Here is a 16,038-nt window from a genome sequence, read left to right as displayed (position 1 = left end):
GCTGTGGGGTTTCGGCTCGTGGGCGATGGCGGGTGGGGGAACCAGCGTCATCATTCGGGCGGCACCACCCGCTGTGGGTGTTTTGTTACCGCGTTGTGGAGATTGTATCCGGCATCCGCCGCGGGTGGCGACGGACGGGAAGGTTTTTACCTCGGTGCGTCCGCGCGGGCGAGGATCGAGGCGAACCGCGTGGCCGTGTGGTGGGTCCAGGCGCGGAGCACGGGCATGCTCACCTCGTCGGCGGTGACCGCGAGCAGGTGCCGGCCGCGCGGCGAGCTGATCGTGGCGATGACGGTCTGGGTCACGCCCGACACGACCTCGAGCGTGGCGACGTCGCCCTCCACGGTGGCGTCGGCCCGCCGCCTGTCGAAGGTGCTGCCGGCCGCGCGCACCGCCGCCACGAGGTCGCGCGCGCCGTACCCGTGCGCCCGGAGCGGGAAGCCCGACTCGGTGGACAGCAGGGCGTACGTGGGCGCCTCGACGGCGTCCAGGACGTCGACGAACGACCTCCACAGCGCCTCCATCGACACCATCTCCTCCGAGGCCGGCTCCCGGGTCCGGGCCGTGCTCCCCGGGTCGCGGCGGACGTCGACCTCGGCCGGCCACTGCCCCCGTGCGCGGACCTGGTCACGCCTGAAGTCCGAGGCCCGGCCCTGCCAGCGGACTGCCCCTCCACGCGGTGCCACCATCGGAACGTCCTTCCCCTGCGTCACGGCAACCGACCGGGGCCCCACGCCCTCGCGATGTGTCAGCTTCGTTGCCTTTGTGGACGAACCGTAGCCGTCGCGCGATCCGTTCACCGGCAACACGGACGCGGCGGCAGCAGAACCACCCGGTCGTACTAGCCCGTCTCCCTCAGCCGAGGCGGAGGGTCTGCCCGGTGATGCGGGAGGCGGCGCTGCTCGCGAGGAACAGCACCGAGTCGGCCACCGCCTCGCCGGCGCGGGTGCCCTGCCCCTGACCGCGAACCAGGGTGGTGCCGGCGACCCTGCTGCCGGCGCGGGGGACGTACTGGCGGGGGAGCACCGGGCGCGTCTCGTGCAGCACGGAGTTGACCCGGACACCCAGCCCGGCCCAGTTCTCGCCGGCCCGCGCGGTCGACTCGATGACCTGTGCCTGCGCCTCGTCGGCGCTCGAGGAGAGCTCCAGCCACGTGCGTACGGCGCCGGTGTTGACGACGCAGCCGCCGCCGAGGGCGGGACTCTGGCTGAGCTTGAGGCGCAGCCGGGTGGTGAGGAACGTCGGCCCGAGGAGCCCGGAGCGCACCGCCTGGGCGATGAACGCCTGCTCGTCGGGCGGGAGGCCGTGGGGGAGGTTCGCCGAAGCCGCGAGGACGAGCACGTCGAGGTGGTCGACCATGCCCACGAGGTGGTCGATCGAGTCCTGCCGGGCCAGGTTGACCGACTCGTAGTCGAACGGCGTCAGGTCGGTGTCGTACAGGGCCCGCAGCGTCATCGTGCCGGTGACCGCCACCGAGGCCCCGGCCTCCGCGAAGGAGGTGGCGATGGTGTGGCCCTCGCCCCGCGTGCCGCCCACCACCAGCACCTGGTAGCCGGCGAAGTCGTATGACCCCGAAGTCATGGGTGCGCCTCCCGTCGACGTCGCCCTTCGATCCGGTGTTCTACCACGCCTAGGGGTGAGGTCCCACTTCGAGCACTTCCTCCTCGAAGAGGGGGTCGGCGAGGTCGGGTCGACCCGTCCGGACCGCCGCGAAGGTCCACAGCTTGTTGAACACGAAGGACACCGGCATCACGAGCGCGATGACGATCAGCTGGGACCAGTAGAGGCGGTTGCGGAGCCCGCTGGAGTCGTCGAAGACGCTCGTGGGCAGGCTCACGGGGGAGTGCGGGTGCATGAGGAGCGTGAGCAGCGCGAGGCCCACCACCTGGCCGCCGAACCCGACCACCAGGAAGGGCCAGTACTCGCGCCACCAGCCGGCGGCCCTGCTGCTGTGGAAGGTCCAGCTGCGGTTGAGCTGGAAGTTCCAGAGGTTCGCCACGAGGAAGGCGATGGTGGAGAAGACGTGGTACCAGCGGAGGTTGAACCCCGAGCTCCCGAGGCCGACGACCGCGTCCTCGAAGTGCGGGCCGAGGCGCCGCAGCACGACCAGCGTCACGAGGTTGACGATGACGCCGGATCCTCCCACCACGCCGAAGCGCGCCAGCAGGCCGAGGTTCCGCCGGTGGCGCACGAAGAGGGCGCTGCCCCGCGATGCCATGCAGTGAGGCTACCCACCCCGACGCCCGCGCGTGGGCGCTCTCCCTAGGATTGTCCCCATGACGCAGCAGCCCTTCAGCCGCCCCGGTGCCATCGACCTCTCCGGGCTGGGCCGACCCGCACCGCAGGCGGGGGCGCCGGCCGGTCCTCCCGTCGGAGGCTCGGGCGGCACGCCGGCCGGCACGGGGTCGTCGTACGCCGTCCGGGTGGACGAGGCCAACTTCCAGGGTCTCCTCGAGCAGTCGATGACGGCCCCGGTGCTGCTGGCGTTCTACTCGCGCACCCGCATGCCCGAGAGCGGCCAGCTCGCCGACGACCTCGTGACGGTCGTGGACGAGCACGAGGGCCGCTACCTGCTCGGCCTCGTCGACATCGACGCGGTGCCGCAGATCGCGCAGGCCATGCAGATCCCGTCGATCCCGCTGGTCGTCGCCGTCGTCGACGGTCGCCCGATGCCGCTCATGCAGGACGCCCTGCCGATCGACGAGCTGCGCACCGCGCTCCACCAGGTCGGCCAGCAGCTCACGGCCCAGGGGATCGCCGGGCGTCACCAGCCGCGCTCGAGCGCCGGCGCGCCCGCCGAGGGCGAGGAGCAGCCGATCGACCCGCGCTACGCCCCCGCCCAGGACGCGCTCGTCGCCGGTGACATCGACGGGGCGGTGCGGGAGTACCAGAAGCTCCTCGACGCCAACCCGGCCGACGTCGAGGCCGCCGGCGGCCTGGCGATGGCCAAGGTCATGCAGCGCACGCAGGGCGTCGACCTCAACGAGGCGCGGGCCGCGGCGGCCGAGCGTCCCGACGACGTCGACGCGCAGACGCTGGTCGCCGACCTCGACATGCTAGGCGGTCACGTCGAGGACGCGTTCACCCGCCTGGTCAACCTCGTCGCCCGGACGTCTGACGCCGACCGCACGAAGGCGCGCGACCACCTGCTCGGCCTGTTCGCCGCCGTCGGCAACGACGACCCGCGCGTGCTGGCGGGTCGTCGCAACCTGGCGTCCGCGCTGTTCTGACGCGTCCCGGTCAGCGCTTGTCGAGGACGGAGCGTCCGGCCTCGAGGCGGGCGACCGGCACGCGGAAGGGCGAGCACGACACGTAGTTCAGGCCGATGTCGTCGAAGAAGTGGACCGACCTCGGGTCGCCGCCGTGCTCCCCGCACACGCCGACCTTGAGCTCGGGCTTGGTCTTGCGACCCTTCTTGGTGCCCATCTCGACCATGCCGCCGACGCCGAGCTGGTCGAGCGACTCGAACGGCGACACGTCGAAGATGCCGTGCTCGAAGTAGCGGCTGAAGAACGACGACTCGACGTCGTCGCGCGAGAAGCCCCAGCCCATCTGGGTCAGGTCGTTGGTGCCGAAGGAGAAGAAGTCGGCCTCCTTGGCGATGCGGTCGGCGAGGAACGCTGCGCGCGGGAGCTCGATCATGGTGCCGATCGCGATGTCGAGCTTGACGCCGCGCTGCTCCTCGACCTCGGCGACCTGCTCCTCGAGCACGTGCCGGACGATCTCCAGCTCGCGCACGCTCGCGACCAGCGGGACCATGATCTCCGGGAGCGGCGTCCCGTGGGCCTCCATCCGGTCCGCGGCCGCCTCCGCGATCGCCCGCGCCTGCATGGTGAACAGGCCGGGGATCTGGATGCCGAGGCGCACGCCGCGCAGGCCGAGCATCGGGTTCTGCTCGTGCAGACGTCGTACGTGGGTCAGCAGCGACGCCGCGCGCTCGTCGACCTGGCCGCGCTCCTCGGCGAGCGCGACCTCGACGCTGAGCTCGGTGAGGTCGGGGAGGAACTCGTGGAGCGGCGGGTCGAGCAGGCGGATGGTGACCGGCAGGCCGTCCATCGCCTCGAGGATCTCGGTGAAGTCCTGGCGCTGGAGCGGGAGCAGCTCGGCGAGGGCCGCCTCGACGCCGGACTCGTCCTCGGCGACGATCAGCTTCTCGACCAGCTCGCGCCGCTCGCCGAGGAACATGTGCTCCGTGCGGCACAGGCCGATGCCCTGCGCGCCGAAGCGGCGGGCGCGCGCGGCGTCCTCGGGGGTGTCCGCATTGGTCCGCACGCGGAGCCGGCGCGCACCGTCGGCGTGCGCCATGATCCGCGCGACGGCGTGGGCGAGGTCGTCGTCGAGCTTCTCGCCCTCGAAGTGGCGTACGACGACGGAGTCCGCGACCGGCACGGCACCCTGGAAGACCTCGCCGGTGGTGCCGTCGATCGAGATCACGTCCCCCTCGGCGATCGTCTCTCCGTCGCGCACGCGGAACTGCTTGGCCTTGGTGTCCACGTCGAGCGACTCGGCGCCGCAGACGCAGGTCCGGCCCATGCCGCGGGCCACCACGGCCGCGTGGGAGGTCTTGCCGCCGCGGCTGGTGAGGATGCCGCGGGCGGCGACCATGCCGCGCAGGTCGTCGGGGTTGGTCTCCTTGCGCACCAGGATCACGTCCTCGCCGCGCTCGGCCCACTCGACGGCGGTGTCGGAGTCGAAGACGGCCTTGCCGACGGCCGCGCCGGGTGAGGCGTTCATGCCCTTCGCGAGCAGCGTGCGCTCGGCCTTCTCGTCGAAGCGGGGGAACATCAGCTGCGCGAGCTGGTCGCCGGTGACCCGCAGCACCGCCTCGTCCATCTGGATCAGGCCCTCGTCGACCATGTGGACCGCGATCCGAAACGCCGCCTCGGGCGTGCGCTTGCCGACGCGGGTCTGAAGCATCCAGAGCTTGCCACGCTCGACGGTGAACTCGATGTCGCACATGTCGCGGTAGTGCCGCTCGAGCCGCGACATGATCGTCATCAGGTCGTCGTGGGACCGGCGGTCGATCTCGGCCATGTCGGCCAGCGAGACGGTGTTGCGGATGCCGGCGACGACGTCCTCGCCCTGCGCGTTCTGCAGGTAGTCGCCGTACTCGCCCTGGGCGCCGCTGGCGGGGTCGCGGGTGAACGCGACGCCCGAGCCGGAGTCCATGCCGAAGTTGCCGAAGACCATCGCCTGCACGTTGACGGCCGTGCCGAGGTCCTCCGGGATGCGCTCCTGGCGGCGGTAGAGCCGCGCACGGTCGGTGTTCCACGAGTCGAAGACGGCACGGATGGCGAGGTCCATCTGCTCGCGCGGGTCCTGGGGGAAGTCGCGGCCGGTCTCGGACTTGATGATCTGCTTGAAGGTCTCGACCAGGCCGCGCAGGTCGTCGGCGTCGAGGTCGAGGTCGGACTCGGTGCCCTTGGCCTTCTTCGCCTCGTCGAGCGCGTCGGAGAACAGCTCGGAGTCGACGTGCAGCACGGTGCCGCCGAACATCTGGAGCAGCCGGCGGTAGGAGTCCTGCGCGAAGCGCTCGTCCTCGCTGCGGGCCGCGAGGCCGCCGACCGAGGTGTCGTTGAGCCCGACGTTGAGGACCGTCTCCATCATCCCGGGCATCGAGAACTTGGCGCCGGAGCGCACCGAGACCAGCAGCGGGTCGTCGGCGTCACCGAGCCGCTTGTCCATCGCCGCCTCGAGCCGGCCGAGGTGGTCGGTGACCTCCTCGGCGAGCCCCTCCGGCTCACCGCCCTCGCCGGACTCCTTCAGCGCCAGGTAGGCCCGGCAGGTCTCGGTCGAGATGGTGAACCCCGGCGGCACGGGGAGGCCCAGCGTCGTCATCTCGGCGAGGTTCGCACCCTTGCCGCCGAGGAGGTCCTTCTGGTCCTTGTTGCCTTCGGAGAATTCGTAGACCCACGCCATGCAGGCATCCTGCCTCAGCGACCGGACTCCGTATACGGCTGCGCGCCGCCCACTGCGGCCCGCACGCGGCGGGCGGTGAAGTCGGCTGCCAGCTCGTCCACCTCTTCGAGGGTGCAGAAGCGCACGTCACGGATCTCCCGCTCCTGCTTGACCACCTCGTCGAGGGTCCCGGGAGCAAGGGTGCCGCCGTCGAAGACGAGGCAGACGGCGTCGTCCCAACCACCCCACGGGGGCAGCCAGTCGGTGAGGAGCAGCCCGCCGGGCTCGACCTCGAGCCCGAGCTCCTCCTCGACCTCGCGCTGGACGGCGGTGCGCGGTGACTCGCCGACCTCGACGATGCCGCCGGGCAGGTCCCAGTCGCGCTTGTAGGTCAGCTGGCACAGCAGGACCCGGCCGTCCGCGTCGCGGATGAGCATCTGCGAGATCGCCCGCTTGCGGGGGAGGAAGGAGTTGAGCAGCGCGCGGAAGCCGCCCGGCTCGTTGACCGGCGCGTCCGTCACCAGGCGCGCGTAGACGATGCGGTCCTGCGGCTCACCGTCCGCCCCCACCCCACGCCGTACGCCCTCGCGGTGCAGGCCGGCCCACGTCGCCGCCCGCTGCCCGGCGGGGTCGTCGCTCGCGACGTGGGTCTCGACCCGGGTGTGCCCGGTGAGTGCCTCCGCGACCACCCGCCGCAGCTCGTCGGTGCTGACCTCGCCCGTCCACTCCAGCCGAGCGACCCCGTCAGCGGAGGTCAGGGTGATGGGGCTCGGCACTCTCCCACCCTAGCGAGGCGTCGGAGGTGGTCGCGTCTGTGATCGTTCACCATGGGATGTCGGTCAATGGACACCTACCCATGTCAGTTGACGCCGGGAAGTGCATGTTCGCCTCCATCCCATGCTGGACGGCCACCGCGTGGTCGTGGGCACACGGCGATGGGCTCAGCTCGCGCGGACGAGGAACCGACGGATGCGAGCCGCGGTCTCGGCGGGGTGGTCGAGATCCGACCACACGAGCCGCACCATCCACGATCCCGTCGCCTCGCGCAGGAGGTCCTCGCGTCGCTTCTCCTCGAAGACGACCTCACCCGGATGCTGACCGGGCTTGAGGAGTCGGCCGTACTTGACCTTGCCGTCGAACTCGCCGAGCCCGCGGTGCTTGAGCCAGGCGTAGTCAGTGCGACCGACCAGGCGGCCGGCGCTGTCGTGCACCTCGTGCTGGAGCGTCGGCGCCGGCAGGTGCTGGGTCCAGAACAGCCACAGCCCGCGACTCTCGCCGACCGACTCCGCCTTCGCCGTGCACATCCGCACCGGGACGTGAAGGTGTCGGACGTGCGGCCAGTGAGCCATCACGTCGAACTGGGTGCACACCTCGTCCGACGTGCAGAGCTGACGATGGAGGCACGAGTTCAGCAGGACGAGGGCGGCCTCCGGAGAGCCGAGAGAGCCCGCCTCGAGCGTGCAACGCTGTGGTGCGAGGACGCGCATGCCGTCGACCTCGCTCACCTCGTGATCAAGGACCAGGCCCTCGTGATGGACCACGCCGGCCTCGATGCGGCCGGCACCGCCGTCGAGCCGCGTGACATGTACGACGTCCAGTGGCAGGCCCCAGACGTCGACCCGCTGGGCGACGCAGCCCGACGTGTGGCTCAGGGCGACAGCGTCACCAAGCGAGTCGAGCACGGCTCGACATGTCATGAGGTGCCGTTCCTCGTCGGTCGCTCCCGACCAGATGTCGGGGAACGTGTAGTAACCGCGTCGGATCCGGTGCCACGCGCGTGCACGCGCTGCCCGGGTGATGGCGCGGTCGTCATAGCCGGCGTTCCGCGCGTGGGCGCGGGTGAAGAAACCGAGCTCCAGTGCGATGGCGCGTAGCGGATCGTCCATCCGGCGATCGTCGGACGACCGAGGCGCCAACGCACCCGTCGTACGGCGCCCCTGTGGACGACCGCGTCCGGTTGCTCGCTGTGGACGTCTCGTGGCTGAACCCGGCCGGATCGCTCGCGATCACTCACCATGGGATGTTGGCCGCCGTCCACTTCCCCATGTCAGTTGACGAAGGGAAGTGCACATTCGCCTACATCCCATGGTGAAGGAGCTACAGATGTCGTCAGCGGACGACGTCGAAGCGGGACATCATCCCGTGGTCCTCGTGGTCGAGCATGTGGCAGTGGATCATGAAGGCGCCGGTGTAGTCGGTGAAGCGGGCGGCCACCTCGACGACTTCGCCGGGCTCGAGGCGCCAGGTGTCCTCGAGTCCCTGCTCCCAGGGCGGGGGCGCCTTGCCGTCGCGCAGGACGGTGCGCCACTGCTCGGCGTGGACGTGGACGTAGTGGGTGACGTCGCTGGTGTTGCGGAAGCGCCAGCGCTCGACGGTGCCGAGCTTCGCGCGGTGGTCGACGCGGGTCGGGTCGAACGACTCGCCGTTGATGGTCCAGGCGCTGCCGTGGTGCCCTTGGTGCAGGCCGAACGTCCAGGTCTTGGCGACCTTCTTCGGGACCGGCGAGACCAGCGCGGGGGAGGGGAGGCGTGAGGGGAGGCGTGAGGGGTCGCTCGCGCGTTCACCGACCCGGAACTCCATCACGGAGGCCGCGCGGGCGTCGTCGCCCGTGCTGCCGATCGCGGCAGGAACCGACTCGAGGACGATGTCCTTGCCGGTCGCGCCGCTGAAGTCGACGATCACGTCGGCGCGCTGGGCCGGGCCGAGGAGCACCGAGGAGCGGACGACCGCGCGGGGGAGCAGGCCGCTCCCCGTCCCGATCTGCAGGATCGGTCGGCCGTCGGAGAGCGTGAGGTTGTAGCTCGAGAACGGCGAGGAGTTCAGCAGGCGGAGCCGGTAGCGGGTGGCGGACACGTCGAGGTAAGGCGCCGCGCGACCGTTGACGAGCACCGTGTCCCCCACGGTGGCGTCGTTGGGCGGGGCGAGGTCGCCGGTCCACGACATCTCGTCGTGCCCCGAGCCGTGCACCATCTCCGGTCCGTCGGCGAAGGGGTTCGTGAGCTGGTTGCCGGCGGTGAACGAGCGCTCGGAGATCATCAGCGGGACGTCGCGCGCGCCGCTCGGCAGCCGCACGCCCTTCATCGGCGGGTCGGTCACGATGAACATGCCCTGCAGGCCGCGCCAGTTGTTGCGCGCGGTGCGGTCCATCCGGTGGTCGTGGTACCAGAAGAACGAGCCCGGGGTCGCCTTGCCGTCGACGGTCAGCGGGTAGTCGTAGGTCCGACTCTGGCCCCGGTGGACGAGCTGCGTGGTGGGCTGCCCGTCGTCCTTCGCCGCGTGGTGGTCGCCGTGCAGGTGCGTGGACGTCGCGCCCGCGCCCTTGGGCAGGTGGTTGACGACGGTGACGTGGGTGCCCTGGCCGCCGCGGCGCCGGATGGTGGGGCCGGGGTAGGTGCCGTCGAAGGTCCACATCGACGTCCGTGGGCCGTCCGGCATGGTGCGCACGAGCGCCCGCCTCATCTCGAGCCGTACGTCGGCGCCTCGCTCCGTCGGCGGCACCACGAGCGGCTGGTCGAAGGTCGGGCGCTCGGGCTCGACGCCGCCGCCGGCTCCGGCAACGGTGAGCACGCCGCGCATGCCCGGGTGGAACTTGCAGTAGAACGCGAAGTCGCCGGCCGCGAGCGCCTCGATGCCGGGCACCGTGGCGGTCGTGCCGGCGGTGACGCGGACGTCGAACAGCGGCAGGCCGTCGGCCCCCTTGGCGACCGAGGTGAAGGTGTGGTCCATCGAGTCGAGGTTGACCACCGTGACGGTGCCGCCGCCGGAGACGGTGACGGCCTTGGTCGCGAAGCCCTTGCGGGCGCCGCCCTGCTCGATCACCACGGTGGCGTTGCGCACCGGTTCGGCGAAGGCCGCGCTCCGCGGCGCATCGGGCGCGCCACCGACGTCGTACGCCACGAACGCCGACGTCGCGAGCACCACGGCTGCGGCTCCGACCCAGATCCGCGCCGGCCCCCTGGCGCGCGCCGGCGCGCGCATCTCTCCCCGCATCCGCACGAGTGTGCCCCTCCTCCGTCCACCGTCCACACCCTTTTCGCGGTGGTCTGGACATCGGGAGATCTACGGATGACGACAGCCACGGATGGTGCTTTCAATGGGCTGCTGCCCGGGGCTTCGGGCACGAGTCCAGAAAGGTTCGGTCCACCATGCAGATGGTCAACAGACTGCGCAGGGGGGTGGCGTTCGTGGGTGCGGCAGCACTCGTGTGCTCGCCGCTCCTGCTCGCACCGGGCACGGCCAACGCCAAGCCCGTCTCGGTGTCGTCGCGTGCTGCGACGCCGATGCTCACCGCCACCCTCACGGGCAAGACCATCAAGGTCAGCGGCCCGAGCAAGCTGCGCCCCGGTCGCGTCCGGATGAGCGTGTCCGGCAAGGGCGTCGTCGAGCTCGCGATGTTCAGGAGCGGGTACGACGCCGCGGACTTCGCCGCCGACGTCAACAAGTTCGGCGCGAAGAACGACGTCAAGGCGCTCAAGCACGCCCTCGCCAACACCACCATCCTCGGCGGGTTCGAGGGCGGGGGCTCGGGCACGCTCGTCCTGCCGAAGGCCGGGTCCTACACGCCGTTCTCCCTCGGCGACAAGGGCGTCGTGCTCGGCGACCCGATCATGGTCAAGGGCGCGAAGCGGAAGTCGGCGACGCCCAGCACCGACGGCCGGATCATCGCCAAGGCCGGACTCTCGTGGGGCGGCTCGTCGACGCTGCCGGCGAAGGGTCGCCTGCTGTTCAAGAACAGGGGCAACACGGGCGTCCCGCACTTCATCGCCATGCAGCAGGTCCAGGAGGGCACCACGACCGACCAGGTGCTCGAGTACTTCCAGAGCGGCGACCAGGGCCAGCCCTCGTGGGGCCTGCCCGCCGGCCTGGAGACGGGGTCGATCAGCCCCGGCAAGAGCGTCACCGTGAACTACGACCTGCCGCCCGGGCAGTACGTGGTCATGTGCTTCTTCCCCGACCCGACCATGGGCGGCATGCCGCACGCGTTCATGGGCATGCTGGAGATGATCCACCTGACCTGACGCCGCAGGCCCAGGTCGGGACTCCTGTCACGACTCCTTGCGGAACCACACCGTCGCCAGGGGCGGCACCACGATGTCGGCGTAGGCCGGCTGCCCGTGGTGGTCGCCCCTGGTGGCCGTGATGCTGCCGAGGTTGCCGACGCCGGAGCCGTGGTAGGACCCGGCGTCGGTGTTGAGCACCTCGGTCCAGGTCCCCTCGGACGGGAGGCCGAGCCGGTAGCCCTCGTGCGGGTTCCCGGCGAAGTTCGACACGCACACCACGTCAGGCTCGCCGGGCGCCCGGCGGATGAACGAGAACGTGTTGCGGCCGGCATCGTTGGCGTCGATCCACTGGAAGCCGGACGGGTCGTTGTCCCGGCCCCACAGGGCCCCCGACTCCTTGTAGGTCGCGTTCATGTCGCGGACCATCGCGTGCACCCCGGAGTGCTCCGGGTGCTCGAGCAGCCACCAGTCGAGCTCGCGACTCTCGGCCCACTCGGACTCCTGTCCGAACTCGCAGCCCATGAAGAGCAGCTGCTTGCCGGGGTGGGCCCACATGTAGGCCAGGTAGGCGCGGAGGTTGGCAAGCTGCTTCCAGCGGTCGCCCGGCATCTTGCGCAGCAGCGACCCCTTGCCGTGGACGACCTCGTCGTGACTGATCGGCAGGACGTAGTTCTCCGCGAAGGCGTAGACGAGCGAGAACGTCATCTGCCCGTGGTGGTGGCTGCGGTAGAGCGGGTCCTTGGCCACGTAGTTGAGCGAGTCGTGCATCCAGCCCATGTTCCACTTGAAGCCGAAGCCGAGCCCGCCGTCGCTGGTGGGGCCGGTGACGCCCGGCCACGCGGTCGACTCCTCGGCGATGGTGACGATGCCGGGGACGCGCTTGTAGACGGTGGCGTTCATCTCCTGGAGGAACTGCACGGCCTCGAGGTTCTCGCGGCCGCCGTGCTTGTTGGGCGACCACTCACCGTGCTCGCGGGCGTAGTCGAGGTAGAGCATCGACGCGACCCCGTCGACCCGCAGGCCGTCGGCGTGGTACTCCTCGAGCCAGTAGACCGCGTTGGCGTAGAGGAAGTTGCGCACCTCGTTGCGCCCGAAGTTGAAGATGTGGGAGCCCCACTCCTTGTGCCACCCACGCTGCGGGTTGGGGTCCTCGTAGAGCGGTGTGCCGTCGAAGTTGGCCAGTGCCCACTCGTCGGTCGCGAAGTGGCCGGGGACCCAGTCGAGGATGACGCCGACGCCGGCCTGGTGCAGCCGGTCGATCAGCCGCTTGAGGCCGTCGGGGTCGCCGAAGCGGGAGTCGGGGGCGAAGTACGACGTCACGTGGTAGCCCCACGAGCCGCCGAACGGGTGCTGCATCACGGGCATGAACTCGACGTGCGTGAAGCCGAGGTCGGAGATGTACGGCACCAGCGCGTCGGCGATCTCGTCCCACGAGTAGAGCTCGCCCGAGTAGTGCTTGCGCCAGGACGCGAGGTGCACCTCGTAGGTCGACATCGCCTCGTCGACCGGCTGGCTCGTCCGACGCTTCTCGATCCAGGCGTCGTCGCCCCACTGGTGCTCGGAGCGCCAGATCCGCGAGGCCGAGCTCGGCGGCTTCTCGGCGTACTGCGCCAGCGGGTCGGCGCGGTCGGCCCACTGGCCGTCGGCTCCGCGGAGCCGGTACTTGTACTGGGCGCCGACGCCCGGTCCCTCGACGTGGACGTGCCAGACGCCCGAACCGTCGAGGCGCGTCATCGGGTGCCGGGAGCCGTCCCAGCCGGCCCACTCGCCGGCGACCTGGACCTCGAGCGCGTTGGGCGCCCAGACGCGGAACGACGTGCCGGTGTCGCTGACCTGGGCCCCGAGGACGGTCCACAGCTCCTCGTGCCGGCCCTCGCCGATCAGGTGCAGGTCGAGCTCACCGGGCGCGTACGGGTCGGTGCTCTTCTGGTCTGTCATCGGCTCTCCTCAAGTGCAGCCAGGGGGATGGACACCCATCCGGGTCGGTTGCGTGCTTCGTAGACCGCCTCGTAGACGACCTTGTCGGCGAGGTAGGCGTCGAGCAGGGTGCCGGCCTCGCCGTCGAGTGCAGTACCCAGCTCGGTCGTGTAGGCATCGAGGAAGGCGGCCCGGTTGCGGGCGGCCCACTCGGCGGCACGGTAGGACCGCTGGTCGGCCTCGTCCCCGACCGCGGGGCCCGCGGTCATCGCGACGACCCGCGGGGCGTAGTCGAAGGACCGGATCATCCCCGCCACGTCGCGCCAGGCCGAGTCCGGCAGCAGCCGCTCGGCCAGCGGCTTCGCGGGCTCACCCTCGAAGTCCACGATCTTCCAGCCCTTGGACGTCCGCAGGGTCTGACCGAGGTGGAGGTCGCCGTGCACCTGCTGCACGGCGATGCCGTCCAGGTCGCGGAGCCGGCCGAACGTCTCGCGGAGGCGGTCCGCGTGCGGCGCCAGCTCGGGTACGACGTCGAGCGCGGCGTCGAGCCGCCCCTCCATCGCCGTGGCCAGGGCGGAGGTCGCGTCGGCGTCGCGGTGCTCGACCGGGAAGTGCGCGGCGAGGTCGGCGTGCACCTCCGCGAGCGCCGTACCGAGGCGGGCGGCCTCGCCGGCGAAGTCGCCGCCGACCTCGTCGGCGTGGAGGTCGGCCTCCGCGAAGAGGTTGCGCACGCTGGCGAGCGCAAGGTCCCAGCCGTCGCTGGCGGTGCGGAGGAACTGCTGGAGCATGGCCAGCTGGATCGTCGAGCCGGTGCCGTCGGCGTCGTCGTCGACGAGGTCGAGCCAGCCGTAGAGCGCGGCGACGTGCGTCGACCCGGCCTCGGTGAGCACCTGGTGGATCGCGATGTCGGGGTTGACGCCGGGGGTGACCTTGCGGAACACCTTCATCAGCGCGTCCTCGCCGAAGGCGACCGAGGAGTTCGACTGCTCCCCGGAGAAGAGCGTCGAGTGGGCCTCGATGTCGAGGTCGTAGCCCGGGAGGCGGTGGAACATCAGCTCCCCGCGCACGTCGGACGGGCTCGACGGGTCGACCGCGTGGGCGTTGAAGGCCGCCAGCCACAGCGCCATCGACTCGCGGTCGTGCACGGCGTCGTAGACGAACGCGCCGTCCCACTCACCCACGAGCGCGTGCCCGAGTCGGTCCTGCGGCTCGGAGTAGTAGGCGAGCGGGAGCTGGTAGTAGTCGGTCGTGCCGCCGTCGTAGGCGACCTCGGCGAGCTCGATGGCGACCCGCAGGCCGTCGGGGGCGTCGGGCAGGTCACCCACCCGCCGCACGCCGGCGAGGCTCCAGCTGCGGCCCTTGCCGCCGAACCAGCGGGCCTGCTCGATCCAGCCGCGCAGGTGGTCCAGGGGCGCGCTCATCCCTCCACCCCCTGGCTGGTGTTGCTGGGCTCGGTCAGCCGCAACCAGAGGAAGCCGTAGCCGCCGAGCGTCAGCAGGTAGGGCAGCTCGCCGACCGCGGGGAACGGCACGCCGCCGAGGAGCTCGACCGGCACCATGCCCTCCCACTGGCGCAGGTCGAGCTCGACCGGCTGCGGGAAGCGCGAGAGGTTGTTGACGCAGAGGATCACGTCGCGCTCGTCGGGTCCGGCTCCCTCGGGGGAATGCTCCCTCACGTAGGACAGCACGCTCGGGTTCGAGCCGCCGAGGTCGTGGAAGTCGCCGAGCCCGAAGGCCGGATGCCGTCGCCGCGCGTGGACGAGGCGACGGGTCCAGTGGAGCAACGACGAGCTGTTCTCCAGCTGCGCCTCGACGTTGACCGACTGGTAGCCGTAGACGGGGTCCTGGATCGCCGGCAGGAAGAGCTTGCCGGGGGTGGCGTTGGAGAAGCCGGCGTTGCGGTCGGGCGTCCACTGCATCGGCGTGCGCACGCCATCGCGGTCGCCGAGCCAGATGTTGTCGCCCATCCCGATCTCGTCGCCGTAGTAGAGGACGGGCGAGCCCGGGAGCGAGAGGAGGAGCGCGGTGAAGAGCTCCATCCGGTTGACGTCGTTGTCGAGCAGCGGCGCGAGGCGTCGGCGGATGCCGATGTTGGCCTTCATCCGCGGGTCGTGGGCGTACTCGGACCACATGTAGTCGCGGTCCTCGTCGGTCACCATCTCGAGCGTGAGCTCGTCGTGGTTGCGCAGGAAGATGCCCCACTGGCAGCCCTCGGGGATCGCCGGGGTCTGCTCGAGGATCTCCGAGATCGGGAAGCGCGACTCGCGGCGCACGGCCATGAAGATGCGCGGCATGACCGGGAAGTGGAAGGCCATGTGGCACTCGGTGCCGATCCAGCGCCCGTCCGCGGTCTCCTCGGGCCCGAAGTACTCGACGACGTCGGCCGGCCACTGGTTGGCCTCGCAGAGCAGCACGCGACCGGGATAGTTGTCGTCGACGAACCGGCGGCACTTCTTCAGGAAGTCGTGCGTCTCCTTGAGGTTCTCGCCGTTCGTGCCGGGTCGCTCGTAGAGGTACGGCACGGCGTCGAGGCGGAAGCCGTCGAGGCCCATGTCGAGCCAGAACGCCATCGCGTCCAGCATCGCGTCGTGGACCTTCGGGTTGTCGAAGTTGAGGTCCGGCTGGTGGTGGAAGAACCGGTGCCAGTAGTACTGCTGCCGCACCGGGTCCCACGTCCAGTTGGACGGCTCGGTGTCGACGAAGATGACCCGGGCCTCCTCGTAGAGCTCGTCGGTGTCGGACCACACGTAGAAGTCCCCGTAGGGGCCCTCGGGGTCGCTCCGGCTCGCCTGGAACCACGGGTGGGCGTCACTCGTGTGGTTCATGACGAAGTCGATGATCACGCGGATGCCGCGCTGGTGGCAGGCGTCGAGGAACTCGTGGAAGTCCTCGACCGTCCCGGCCTCGGGGAGGATGTTGTTGTAGTCGGCGACGTCGTAGCCGCCGTCGCGCAGCGGCGAGGTGAAGAACGGCGGCACCCACAGGCAGTCGACGCCGAGCCACTCGAGGTAGTCGAGCTTCTCGATCAGGCCCTTGAAGTCGCCGGTGCCGTCGCCGTTGGAGTCGCGGAACGACCGGACCAGGACCTCGTAGAAGACCGCGGTGCGGAACCACTCCGGTTCGGAGTTGAGCACAGCCGTCGCGGCGCCGGCGTCGGCCGACATCGGGGCGGACGAGGAGTGCGAGGGGGAGGAGTGGGAGGGGGAGGAGTGGGAGGGGGAGGT

The 16,038-nt window shown here is 70.7% G+C and carries 12 protein-coding genes; 2 read left to right on the top strand and 10 right to left on the bottom strand.

Annotated features, from left to right (window positions below; all coding sequences use genetic code 11):
* Positions 1 to 146: 146 nt before the first annotated feature.
* The 3 genes from L2K70_RS18885 to L2K70_RS18875 form a co-directional block, all read right to left on the bottom strand.
* Positions 147 to 689, bottom strand: a complete 543-nt coding sequence (locus tag L2K70_RS18885) for a hypothetical protein (RefSeq protein ID WP_236404848.1) — start codon at positions 687 to 689, stop codon at positions 147 to 149.
* Positions 690 to 855: 166 nt separating this feature from the next.
* Positions 856 to 1,581 (bottom strand): SDR family oxidoreductase, encoded by a 726-nt coding sequence (locus tag L2K70_RS18880; protein WP_236404847.1) that lies wholly within the window; start codon positions 1,579 to 1,581, stop codon positions 856 to 858.
* A gap of 49 nt (positions 1,582 to 1,630) precedes the next feature.
* Positions 1,631 to 2,218, bottom strand: a complete 588-nt coding sequence (locus tag L2K70_RS18875) for a GtrA family protein (RefSeq protein ID WP_236404846.1) — start codon at positions 2,216 to 2,218, stop codon at positions 1,631 to 1,633.
* 58 nt (positions 2,219 to 2,276) lie between these two features.
* Here L2K70_RS18875 and L2K70_RS18870 point away from each other — a divergent pair, with 58 nt between their 5' ends.
* Positions 2,277 to 3,230 (top strand): co-chaperone YbbN, encoded by a 954-nt coding sequence (locus tag L2K70_RS18870; protein WP_236404843.1) that lies wholly within the window; start codon positions 2,277 to 2,279, stop codon positions 3,228 to 3,230.
* A gap of 10 nt (positions 3,231 to 3,240) precedes the next feature.
* On the opposite strand, the gene ppdK is transcribed toward L2K70_RS18870, so the two are convergent.
* The 4 genes from ppdK to L2K70_RS18850 form a co-directional block, all read right to left on the bottom strand.
* A complete protein-coding gene (ppdK, locus tag L2K70_RS18865) occupies positions 3,241 to 5,919 on the bottom strand; it encodes a pyruvate, phosphate dikinase (RefSeq protein ID WP_236404841.1) in 2,679 nt (892 codons plus the stop codon).
* 14 nt (positions 5,920 to 5,933) lie between these two features.
* Positions 5,934 to 6,674 carry an NUDIX hydrolase gene (locus tag L2K70_RS18860; RefSeq protein WP_236404839.1) on the bottom strand — a complete coding sequence of 247 codons (741 nt, stop codon included), beginning with the start codon at positions 6,672 to 6,674 and terminating at the stop codon, positions 5,934 to 5,936.
* A 165-nt stretch (positions 6,675 to 6,839) separates the two neighbouring features.
* Positions 6,840 to 7,784: a type IV toxin-antitoxin system AbiEi family antitoxin domain-containing protein gene (locus L2K70_RS18855; RefSeq protein WP_236404838.1), complete on the bottom strand. Its 945-nt coding sequence runs from the start codon at positions 7,782 to 7,784 to the stop codon at positions 6,840 to 6,842.
* A 223-nt stretch (positions 7,785 to 8,007) separates the two neighbouring features.
* The gene (locus L2K70_RS18850; RefSeq protein ID WP_236404837.1) at positions 8,008 to 9,888 is read right to left on the bottom strand and encodes a multicopper oxidase domain-containing protein; all 1,881 of its coding nucleotides are present in this window, start codon (positions 9,886 to 9,888) and stop codon (positions 8,008 to 8,010) included.
* 194 nt (positions 9,889 to 10,082) lie between these two features.
* Here L2K70_RS18850 and L2K70_RS18845 point away from each other — a divergent pair, with 194 nt between their 5' ends.
* Positions 10,083 to 10,916: a hypothetical protein gene (locus L2K70_RS18845; RefSeq protein WP_236404836.1), complete on the top strand. Its 834-nt coding sequence runs from the start codon at positions 10,083 to 10,085 to the stop codon at positions 10,914 to 10,916.
* Between the two features lie 27 nt (positions 10,917 to 10,943).
* Here L2K70_RS18845 and glgB read toward each other — a convergent pair whose 3' ends face one another.
* The 3 genes from glgB to treS are packed head-to-tail and all read right to left on the bottom strand — an operon-like array spanning position 10,944 to position 15,978.
* Positions 10,944 to 12,836 (bottom strand): 1,4-alpha-glucan branching protein GlgB, encoded by a 1,893-nt coding sequence (glgB, locus tag L2K70_RS18840; protein ID WP_236404835.1) that lies wholly within the window; start codon positions 12,834 to 12,836, stop codon positions 10,944 to 10,946.
* Positions 12,833 to 14,236: a maltokinase N-terminal cap-like domain-containing protein gene (locus L2K70_RS18835; RefSeq protein ID WP_236404834.1), complete on the bottom strand. Its 1,404-nt coding sequence runs from the start codon at positions 14,234 to 14,236 to the stop codon at positions 12,833 to 12,835. Before L2K70_RS18835 ends, glgB begins: the two co-directional genes overlap by 4 nt.
* On the bottom strand, positions 14,233 to 15,978 hold the full coding sequence (gene treS, locus L2K70_RS18830; RefSeq protein ID WP_236404966.1) for a maltose alpha-D-glucosyltransferase: 1,746 nt from the start codon (positions 15,976 to 15,978) through the stop codon (positions 14,233 to 14,235). Before treS ends, L2K70_RS18835 begins: the two co-directional genes overlap by 4 nt.
* Positions 15,979 to 16,038: the final 60 nt, after the last annotated feature.

The sequence above is a fragment of the Nocardioides potassii genome (genome assembly GCF_021648885.1).
Lineage (GTDB): Bacteria > Actinomycetota > Actinomycetes > Propionibacteriales > Nocardioidaceae > Nocardioides > Nocardioides potassii.
Note: the sequence above shows the minus strand (reverse complement) of the source record. Positions and strands in the feature narration are given on the sequence as shown.

Excerpts from the sequence above, each read along its gene's own strand:
- L2K70_RS18885 (WP_236404848.1), bottom strand. The coding sequence starts at position 689 with ATGGTGGCACCGCGTGGAGGGGCAGTCCGCTGGCAGGGCCGGGCCTCG.
- L2K70_RS18880 (WP_236404847.1), bottom strand. The coding sequence starts at position 1,581 with ATGACTTCGGGGTCATACGACTTCGCCGGCTACCAGGTGCTGGTGGTG.
- L2K70_RS18875 (WP_236404846.1), bottom strand. The coding sequence starts at position 2,218 with ATGGCATCGCGGGGCAGCGCCCTCTTCGTGCGCCACCGGCGGAACCTC.
- L2K70_RS18870 (WP_236404843.1), top strand. The coding sequence starts at position 2,277 with ATGACGCAGCAGCCCTTCAGCCGCCCCGGTGCCATCGACCTCTCCGGG.
- ppdK (WP_236404841.1), bottom strand. The coding sequence starts at position 5,919 with ATGGCGTGGGTCTACGAATTCTCCGAAGGCAACAAGGACCAGAAGGAC.
- L2K70_RS18855 (WP_236404838.1), bottom strand. The coding sequence starts at position 7,784 with ATGGACGATCCGCTACGCGCCATCGCACTGGAGCTCGGTTTCTTCACC.
- L2K70_RS18850 (WP_236404837.1), bottom strand. The coding sequence starts at position 9,888 with ATGCGGGGAGAGATGCGCGCGCCGGCGCGCGCCAGGGGGCCGGCGCGG.
- glgB (WP_236404835.1), bottom strand. The coding sequence starts at position 12,836 with ATGACAGACCAGAAGAGCACCGACCCGTACGCGCCCGGTGAGCTCGAC.
- L2K70_RS18835 (WP_236404834.1), bottom strand. The coding sequence starts at position 14,236 with ATGAGCGCGCCCCTGGACCACCTGCGCGGCTGGATCGAGCAGGCCCGC.
- treS (WP_236404966.1), bottom strand. The coding sequence starts at position 15,978 with ATGTCGGCCGACGCCGGCGCCGCGACGGCTGTGCTCAACTCCGAACCG.